This window comes from Syntrophorhabdaceae bacterium, from assembly GCA_028713955.1.
In the GTDB taxonomy this organism is placed as follows: Bacteria; Desulfobacterota; Syntrophorhabdia; order Syntrophorhabdales; family Syntrophorhabdaceae; genus UBA5609.
The window spans coordinates 1-9,129 of the sequence record JAQTNJ010000124.1 but is presented as its reverse complement, the minus strand read 5'-3'; the positions used below and the strand labels follow the sequence as shown (position 1 = coordinate 9,129).

Annotated in this window: 8 protein-coding genes; all 8 read left to right on the top strand. The window is 47.9% G+C overall.

Annotated features, from left to right (window positions below; genetic code table 11):
* A partial coding sequence (locus tag PHU49_10795) for a glycosyltransferase (protein MDD5244490.1) occupies positions 1–299 on the top strand: 299 nt, incomplete at its 5' end.
* A 40-nt stretch (positions 300–339) separates the two neighbouring features.
* Positions 340–792, top strand: a complete 453-nt coding sequence (locus PHU49_10790) for an SH3 domain-containing protein (protein ID MDD5244489.1) — start codon at positions 340–342, stop codon at positions 790–792.
* A gap of 22 nt (positions 793–814) precedes the next feature.
* A complete protein-coding gene (locus PHU49_10785; GenBank protein ID MDD5244488.1) occupies positions 815–2,050 on the top strand; it encodes a glucose-1-phosphate adenylyltransferase in 1,236 nt (411 codons plus the stop codon).
* Entirely contained in the window at positions 2,047–3,318 is a 1,272-nt protein-coding gene (locus PHU49_10780; GenBank protein ID MDD5244487.1) for a sugar phosphate nucleotidyltransferase, read from the top strand. Before PHU49_10785 ends, PHU49_10780 begins: the two co-directional genes overlap by 4 nt.
* A gap of 237 nt (positions 3,319–3,555) precedes the next feature.
* Positions 3,556–3,843 carry a hypothetical protein gene (locus PHU49_10775; protein MDD5244486.1) on the top strand — a complete coding sequence of 96 codons (288 nt, stop codon included), beginning with the start codon at positions 3,556–3,558 and terminating at the stop codon, positions 3,841–3,843.
* A gap of 22 nt (positions 3,844–3,865) precedes the next feature.
* Positions 3,866–5,698: a malto-oligosyltrehalose trehalohydrolase gene (treZ, locus tag PHU49_10770; GenBank protein ID MDD5244485.1), complete on the top strand. Its 1,833-nt coding sequence runs from the start codon at positions 3,866–3,868 to the stop codon at positions 5,696–5,698.
* A gap of 14 nt (positions 5,699–5,712) precedes the next feature.
* On the top strand, positions 5,713–8,154 hold the full coding sequence (locus PHU49_10765) for a DUF3536 domain-containing protein (protein MDD5244484.1): 2,442 nt from the start codon (positions 5,713–5,715) through the stop codon (positions 8,152–8,154).
* Between the two features lies 1 nt (position 8,155).
* On the top strand, positions 8,156–9,129 hold a 974-nt coding region (locus tag PHU49_10760), incomplete at its 3' end, for an alpha-amylase family glycosyl hydrolase (protein ID MDD5244483.1).

Here is a 9,129-nt window from a genome sequence, read left to right as displayed (position 1 = left end):
AAGGGTTTGGTCTCACCGTGGCAGAGGCCATGTGGAAGGGCAAACCGGTGATCGGCGGGGCCGTGGGGGGCATCCCGCTGCAGATCGCCCACGGCGTGACAGGGTTTCTCGTCCACTCCATTGAAGGGACTGCCTTCAGGATCAGGCAATTGCTCAACACGCCCGAAATGGCTAAGACGATGGGGGAAAGGGCCAGGGAATTTGTAAGGAAAAACTTCCTTATCACAAGGCAAGCACGGGATTACCTTTCTGTGTGGTATGCAATGGAAAACAAGGATAAAAGTATCATAGAACTTTGAAGCGCGCGTGGTACTGAACAATATCTTAAAGGAGGGCATCATGAAAATAAGCCGTATTCTTATTGGTGTATTCTTCGCATTCATATTGTGCAGCAGCACCCTTGATGCGCTCTGTGTAAAAGTAACAAAAGCAAATCTCCGGACAGGTCCGGGTACAAACTATGAGGTAGGCTGGACGGTGTACAAATATATGCCCTTTGAAAAGGTAGGCATGTCCCTGTCAGGCAACTGGTATGCGGTTAAGGACGTGGACAGTACGGTCCTCTGGATATACAGGAATCTTTTAACAAGCAAATACCGTTGTGCTGTTGTAAACACAGAGGGAGTGAACGTACGGACAGGTCCAGGCGTACAGTATGGGAAACGGTTCGGGAAACCCATGGAAAAATATTATTCTGCCAGGATACTCAAGAAGAAGGGGGCATGGCTCAAGATAATCGATGGTGATAACGAGACCGGGTGGATCCGCAAGGACTATGTATGGATACGGTAACGGGACATAAGGGTTTATAACCATGAAAGACATATTGGCACTGATTTTGGCCGGCGGCAGGGTAGATGATCTAGGTGTGCTCACCTTTTTCAGGCCCAAGTCCATCTTACCTTTTGGCGGGCTTTACCGGATTATTGACTTTCCCATGAGCAATCTCATGCGTTCCGGCATAGGACGCGTGGGGATTCTCTCCCAATACAGACCGTTTCATCTGATGGAGCACATTTCAAACGGAGCACCCTGGGGCATGGTGGGGAGAAAACGCTTTGCAACAATCCTGCCCCCTTTCACAGGGATGGGCGAGTCTGATTGGTATAAGGGGACTGCTGATGCCGTTTACCAGAACCTCGATTTTATAAGGCGCAATAAACCTGATCTTATTCTCATACTATCCGGAGACCACGTATACAGGATGGACTACCGGGATATAATTGAATTTCACCGCGAAAAAAGAGCCGATCTCACCGTAGCCTTCACGAAGGTCCCCCGCGAAGGCGCCCACCGGTTTGGCCTCGGCTTGATTCAGGAAGAAGACGCCCGCGGCGGAAGGCTGCTGAAATATGTAGAAAAACCCGACCAGCCTGCCTTTGACTGGGCATCCCTTACCATATATGTTTTCAGGCCCGAGATCCTCATTGAGGCCCTCGAAGTAAACTCACGGGCAAGCTCTCACGAATTCGGCAGAGACATTATTCCTGCCCTTCTGAAGCAGTATAAGGTTTACGGCTTCAAGCATTCCGGGTATTGGGGATATACACGCACACCCCAGGAATACTGGGAGACGAGCATGGACCTGCTGGGGAACAACCCGAAGTTAGCTATAGATTCCTGGGCCGTGGTTACAAACCTGGCCCACCGGGACATTCAGGACAGGCAGCCTGCATTCATAGGGTCCTCTGCAATAATAAAAAACTCACTCCTTTACTCAGGGTGCCGTATAAAGGGTACGGTAATAAACTCAATACTTTTCCCCGGCGTTGAGATCGATGATGGTGCGGTGGTGAAAGATTCAATACTTTTTTTCGACACAAAGATAGGAAGGAACGCTAAAATCATGAGGACAATCGCCGACGATGAGGTCCGTACAGGAAGAAACGTGAGCGTAGGTGACACCCATGCCGGTAAACTCTGCATTATCGGACGCGGTACGGACATACCGGAAGATATTGCGATATCTCACGGTGTAACGGTGTTCCCAAACCTCGGCCCCGGGCATTTCACCGGGGGTCACTATAAACCGGGGGACATCATACAATGAGGAAAACCCTTACTATTCTTCTGGCCGGCGGTGTCGGCAGCAGGTTAAATATCCTGGTACGCCTCAGGGCAAAACCAGCAGTTCCCTTTGGAGGCATATACCGGATTATCGACTTTACATTGAGCAATATAGCGAATTCAGGTCTCACCAGGGTCGCCGTTCTTACGCAATACAAGCCCCTTTCCCTGATGGATCATATAGGTGACGGTTCTGCGTGGGATCTGTCAGGCCGTACGAGGAGTATAAAGATCCTGCCGCCCAAGACGGGTGAACAAGACTGGGATTGGTATAAAGGAACGGCAGATGCCGTGAGGCAGAACCTTGATTTTATCACCTCCGCCAGGGATTACAGCAATGTGCTGATCCTCTCCGGCGATCACATCTACGCAATGGACTACAGCCCTCTGGTCGAATTCCATCGCGATCATAACGCAAAGGTAACAATAGGCATGATCCAGGTCCCGAAGGAAGAAACCCACAATTTCGGCATCGGTATTATTGACGGCAAACACAGGATTATCAACTGGGAGGAAAAACCAAAGCAGGCACGATCAACCCTTGCATCCATGGGGATATACGTCTTCGATAAAGACTATCTTGTTGCAATGCTGAAAAAAACAAGCAAGGCGGATTTCGGACATCACATCATCCCGAAGGCCATGCGTGAAGGGAATGTATATGCATACCCTTTCAAAGGTTACTGGAAGGACGTGGGCACCATCCAGGCTTACTGGGATGCCAATATGGACCTCCTGGATTCACGATCGCACCTTAATCCTGAAGCATGGAGAACAAAGACAAATATTATCTCTGAAGGCCCCTCTTACGACCGTCCACCTATCCGTATTACTGCTGAGGCCGAAGTATTAAATTCTGCCGTTTCACCAGGTTGTGTTATCAGGGGTCGGGTCCAGCATTCGGCACTCTCTCCGGGCGTGATCGTGGAAAAAGGTGCATTTATCAAAGACTCCGTCATAATGCACGATACCGTTATAAAATCGGGCGCCTCCGTTAACCGTTGTATCATTGATAAGCGCGTGGTGATCGGCAGGAATTGCGCCCTCGGTATCGGCAATCCTGAAAATGTGAATACTGAATTCCCGGAACAGCTCAATTCCGGCATAACCCTCATCGGAAAATGGGCAGAGATCCCCGATGAAGCAAAGATAGGCACAAACTGTATTGTATACCCCATGGCCGCTAAAACGGACTTCAATGTCCTGTCCTTCCAGGATGGATCTACTATTAAAAACCTTAAAACCGCGTAGAGGCAGTGAATAGCATAAAGGCAGTGAATAGTCGATAGTATAGAGGCAGTCGATAGCAATAAAACCAGTGAATAGTGAATGGTAGATAGTAGATAGCAAGAGGCAAAAGAAACCGGTTCGCTATATACGATATACTATATACTATTCACTGTCCCTTACGCTACGGCTATGGGATTTGTTTTTCCGTTACGCTTTCATGTATAATGTTATAACCAATTAATGATCAGGAGGTGACAGATGGATAAAAGGGAAATTTACATCGAGAAGCTCGCAGCGCAATTGAAGGAATGGAACTCTCAGATCGACGCGCTTATTGCGAAAACAGAAAAGGTTAAAGCCGATACCAGGATCGAGTATGCCAAGCAGATCGAGACACTGAATCAAAAAAAGGAGACAGCCGCAAAAAGGTTAGAGGAACTGAAGAATAAAGGCGGAGGGGCGTGGGAAGATATCGCGGCTGGTATTGAAAAGGTCTGGGAAGATCTAAAGGTTACATTGGATAACGTAAAAACAAGATTTAAGTGAAGAGATCCTATGGCGCCATAACATGATCGGTTCTCATTACCATGGGCAAGGTAAAAGCGGCTTTACTGTCTGGGCCCCTTTTGCGCATGAGGTCTCCGTAAAGATAGCCGGTACCGGGGTACGATTAATACCGATGGAAAAAGATTCAAAAGGATACTGGAATGCACTTGCGGAAGATACATTCCCCGGGACGCTCTATTTTTATAGACTCAACGATGAACTCGACAGGCCCGATCCAGTGTCTCATTTTCAACCGCAAGGTGTCCATGGCCCATCCCAGGTAGTTGACCACGGGTCATTCGCCTGGGAGGACTCTCACTGGAAGGGTATACCACTCACGGATTACTTAATATACGAACTGCACGTCGGCACCTTCACGCACGACGGTACCTTCGAAGCGATAATCCCCCGGCTGCCCTATCTGACGGATCTCGGCATCACTGCGATAGAACTGATGCCGGTTGCGCAATTTCCCGGTGAAAGGAACTGGGGATATGACGGGACATATCCTTTTGCGCCACAGAATTCTTACGGTGGGCCCGATGGTCTTAAACTGTTTGTCAACGAATGCCATAAGGCGGGTATTGCTGTCATCCTTGACGTTGTTTACAACCATCTGGGGCCTGAGGGAAATTATCTCGGCGATTTTGGGCCATATTTCACCAACCGATACAGGACACCCTGGGGAGACGCGATAAACTTTGACGGACCATACAGCGATGAAGTGCGGTATTATTTCATCGGCAATGCGCTGCACTGGATCTCACGATATCATATCGACGCCCTCAGGATCGACGCAATACACGGGATTTTCGATTTCAGCGCAAAACATTTTTTGCGGGAACTCGCGGAATCAGTTCATGAACTTTCGCAAAAACTGGAAAGAAATGTTTATGTTATTACAGAGAGCGATCTCAACGATGCAAGGGTCATACAACCGCAAAAAAATGGCGGGTACGGTATTAATGCCCTGTGGAACGACGACTTTCATCACGCTCTGCACACGCTCACAACAGGTGAATCAGATGGATATTACCAGGATTTCGGGAAACCATCTCACCTGATCAAGGCATACCGCGAGGGGTTTGTTTATTCCGGTGAGTACTCCGCCTACAGAAAGCGGAGGCATGGGAGCTCGTCGCGAAAAAGGCCCGCTGAACAGTTTGTAGTATTTTCTCAGAACCACGATCAGGTTGGTAACCGAAAGCACGGTGACAGGCTCAGTCTGAAACATACGCTGGAAAAGCTCAAGCTTATTGCTTCGGCAGTAATCTTGTCCCCCTTTATTCCTCTTCTGTTTATGGGGGAAGAGTATGGAGAAACAGCACCCTTCAATTATTTTGTAAGCCATTCAGATACGGCTCTCATCGAAGCAGTAAAAAGGGGAAGGAGGGAGGAATTTTCTTCCTTCGGATGGGATGGCCCGATGGCTGACCCCCAGGCCGAAAGCACCTTTCTTGTCTCCAGGTTGAACGTCGATCTCCATTCACGGGGAACGCACAAGATACTTTATGAATTTTACAAACACCTGATCAACCTGCGGAAGACCATCCCTGCCTTGAAAAATCTTTCAAAAAAAGAGATGGAGGTAAAGGGGTTTACGGAAAATAAGGTCCTTTTCGTGCGAAGATGGTATAAGGACGAAGAGATACTCTGTTTTTATAATTTCAATGATAGGGCGGTATCTGTTTCACCTGCAATCAAAAAGGGCACGTGGAGAAAGACGCTCGACTCTTCCTCTGCAGAGTGGGGAGGTACGGATCAGGAGATAGCGGATCATGCTATAACGTCTCGTCATGGCAGGACCCCCGTCTCACTGCATCCATGGAGTGCGGTCATCTACCGAAGAACATAAAAAAGGAGAAGATCATGGACCGATACATATGTATTCACGGTCATTTCTACCAGCCTCCACGGGAAAATCCATGGCTTGAAGCCATTGAAGTACAGGATTCCGCCTATCCATACCACGATTGGAACGCGAGAATAAATGCCGAGAGTTATGCGCCAAATTCCGCATCCCGCATCCTCGACGGTGACAAACGTATCATAGAGATAGTAAGTAATTATTCCAAAATAAGTTTTAACTTCGGTCCCACGATTCTGTCGTGGATGGACCAAAACTCACCCGAGGTATATAGGGCGATACTCGAATCGGATAAGGAAAGTCTTAAAAAAAGGTCAGGTCACGGAAATGCTATTGCCCAGTCATATAATCACATCATAATGCCCCTGGCTCATGAGCGGGACAAAAGAACACAGGCAATCTGGGGCATAAAAGATTTTGAATACAGGTTCAGGCGGCTTCCCGAGGGCATGTGGCTGCCGGAGACGGCGGTCGACCTGGAGACATTGGATATACTCGCGGAACTTGGGATACTCTTTGTCATTCTTGCTCCCCGCCAGGCTTTCAGGGTGCGAAAGATAGGAACGGGCAGATGGAAGGATGTCAGTAATGCGCGGATCGACCCAACGAGGGCATATCTCCTGAGGCTTGCTTCAGGCCGCAAGATCAATATATTTTTCTATGATGGACCAATATCCAGTGCGGTTGCTTTCGAAAAATTGCTTGAGAGAGGGGAGGATTTTGCAAAGCGCCTGCTCACCGGCTTTTCCGATATGAGGCAATGGCCGCAGCTCCTCAACATCGCCACAGACGGTGAAACCTACGGACATCATCACAGGTTCGGCGAGATGGCCCTCGCGTATGCTCTCGATTTCATAGAGCATAAAGGGCTTGCACAACTTACAAACTACGGGGAATATCTTGCAAAGCATCCACCTTCCCACGAGGTACAGATCTTTGAAAATACCTCATGGAGCTGCTACCATGGTATAGAGCGATGGAGGAGTGATTGCGGATGTAACTCGGGCGGGTACCCCGGATGGAATCAGTCATGGAGGGCGCCATTGCGAGAGGCCCTTGACTGGTTGAGAGATAATCTTTTCGTGATCTATGAAAAGAACGCGGGAAAATACCTGAAGGATCCATGGCAGGCGAGAAATGATTATATCGAAATAATCCTTGATCGCTCCCGCAACCGTTTTGATGAATTTATTCAAAGGCATAAGATAGGGGATTTAAGACATGACGATGAAATAATCATTCTTAAGCTGCTCGAAATGCAGAGACACGCCATGCTCATGTACACAAGCTGCGGCTGGTTCTTTGACGAGCTTTCGGGGATTGAAACGATACAGATACTCAAGTATGCCGCCAGGGCAATACAGCTTGCCATGGAACTGTCTGAGGGCAATATAGAATCCGCTTTTCTGGAAAAACTGGCAAAAGCAGAAAGCAACGTCCAGGAACATGGCAACGGAGCCATACTGTATGAAAAATTTGTTAAACCTGCTATGGTTGATCTGAAGAAAGTAGCGGTTCACTACGCGGTAAGCTCGGTGATCGAGGAATATCCGGAGGATGCCGATGTGTTCAGCTATGCTGTACGAAGGATGGACCGGAAGTCAATCCGTTCCGGCGAGAAAAAGCTCGACATCGGAAAAATAATTGTTGCCTCAAAGATAACAGGTGACGCAGAGGATATCAGTTACTGCGTACTGTACCTCGGAGGCCATATCTTCCATGGAGGTGTAAGATCGTTTCTTGGCGATCAACAGTACGGTACGATGAAACATGACATCACGAGCGCCTTTGAACAGGGCGACGTTGCAAACATTATTCACCTCATGGACACCCACTTCGGAATGCACAATTATTCTCTTGCACACCTCTTCCTGGATAAACAGAGGGAGGTGCTGCGGGTGATATTGCGCGAAACGATCGAAAATTATGAGAAGATCTATCAGAAGATCTTTGATAGTGACCGCATACTGATGAATTTTTTACAGGAAACCGGGTTGCCCGTCCCGAACGCCTTTATAACAGTTGCAGAGCACGCCCTTCTTTCATCTATTAAGAGAGAGTTCCAAAAAGACGATATCGATCTCGAGCGGATAGGAACAACAATAGAGGAGATAAAAAAATGGAAGGTATCTCTTGATCTTACTGATGCTGAATTTATCGTGAGACACAGGCTCGAAGGCTTTATGATGGAACTTTTCAATGACCCCGCGAATCTCCCTCTCCTTTCGAGGATTCAGAGTATCATAGAGCTTTTGAGGTCGATCCCCGTTGACATAGATTACTGGACAATACAGAATATATATTACAAGATCGCAAAGGGATCGTTCGAGGAGTTTTCCGCGAGAGCAGCGAATGGCGATAAAGAGGCGGAGGTCTGGATAGAGCACTTCAGACAACTGGGCGAGCTGATATATTTTAATGTTGTCGCGGGTTCTGAGAGTTAAAATGAAGAAAGAGAAATTACTTATTCCGAGAATTCCCGTATCCACATATCGATTACAGTTTAATACCTCGTTTACATTCAACGACGCCGTAAAGATCGTACAGTACCTCTACGATCTGGGGATCAGCGATATATACTCCTCTCCGTACTTAAAGGCATCGAAGGAGAGTCTCCACGGATACGACGTCGTTGACCCGCATGTTCTCAACCCTGAGGTCGGTACTGAGGGGGAGTATGCGGAACTCATCGCAGAACTTAAGAACAGGGACATGGGGCAGGTCCTCGATATTGTCCCTAACCACATGTGCATAGCAAGCTTCGAGAACGCCTGGTGGACTGACGTCCTGGAAAACGGGCCGAGTTCGCCATATTCGCATTTTTTTGACATCGACTGGAACCCTGTGAAGAAAGAGCTTACCAACAAAGTCCTTCTCCCTTTTCTCGGGGAGCAATATGGAAGGGTCCTGGAAAACCAGGAGCTGACTGTGGCGTTTTCGGAAGGTTCTTTTTTCATACATTACTATAACTTTAAATTCCCGGTGATGCCGAAAACCTATACCCACATCCTCAATCACAGCATTGATACGCTGCGACATGCACTTCATGAAAACAATCCCTATTTTACAGAACTGCTGAGTATTATTACTGCGCTTAACCACCTCCCTTCCTATACTGAAAGCCATCCGGAAAAGGTTCAGGAGAGGCGCAGGGAAAAGGAGATCATTAAAAAGCGCCTCCGGCAGCTTTACGTGGAGTGTGATGAGATCAGGGATTTTATCGACGCAAATGTGAGGACATTCAACGGCGTCAAGGGGGAACCGAAAAGTTTTGACCTTCTCGATAACCTTTTGAGAGAGCAGATATACCGCTTTTCCCACTGGCGCGTCGCCGCCGAGGAGATAAACTACAAGAGGTTTTTTGATATAAATAGTCTTGGCGCCCTGCATATGCAGAAAGAAGACGTATTCAGGGAGAC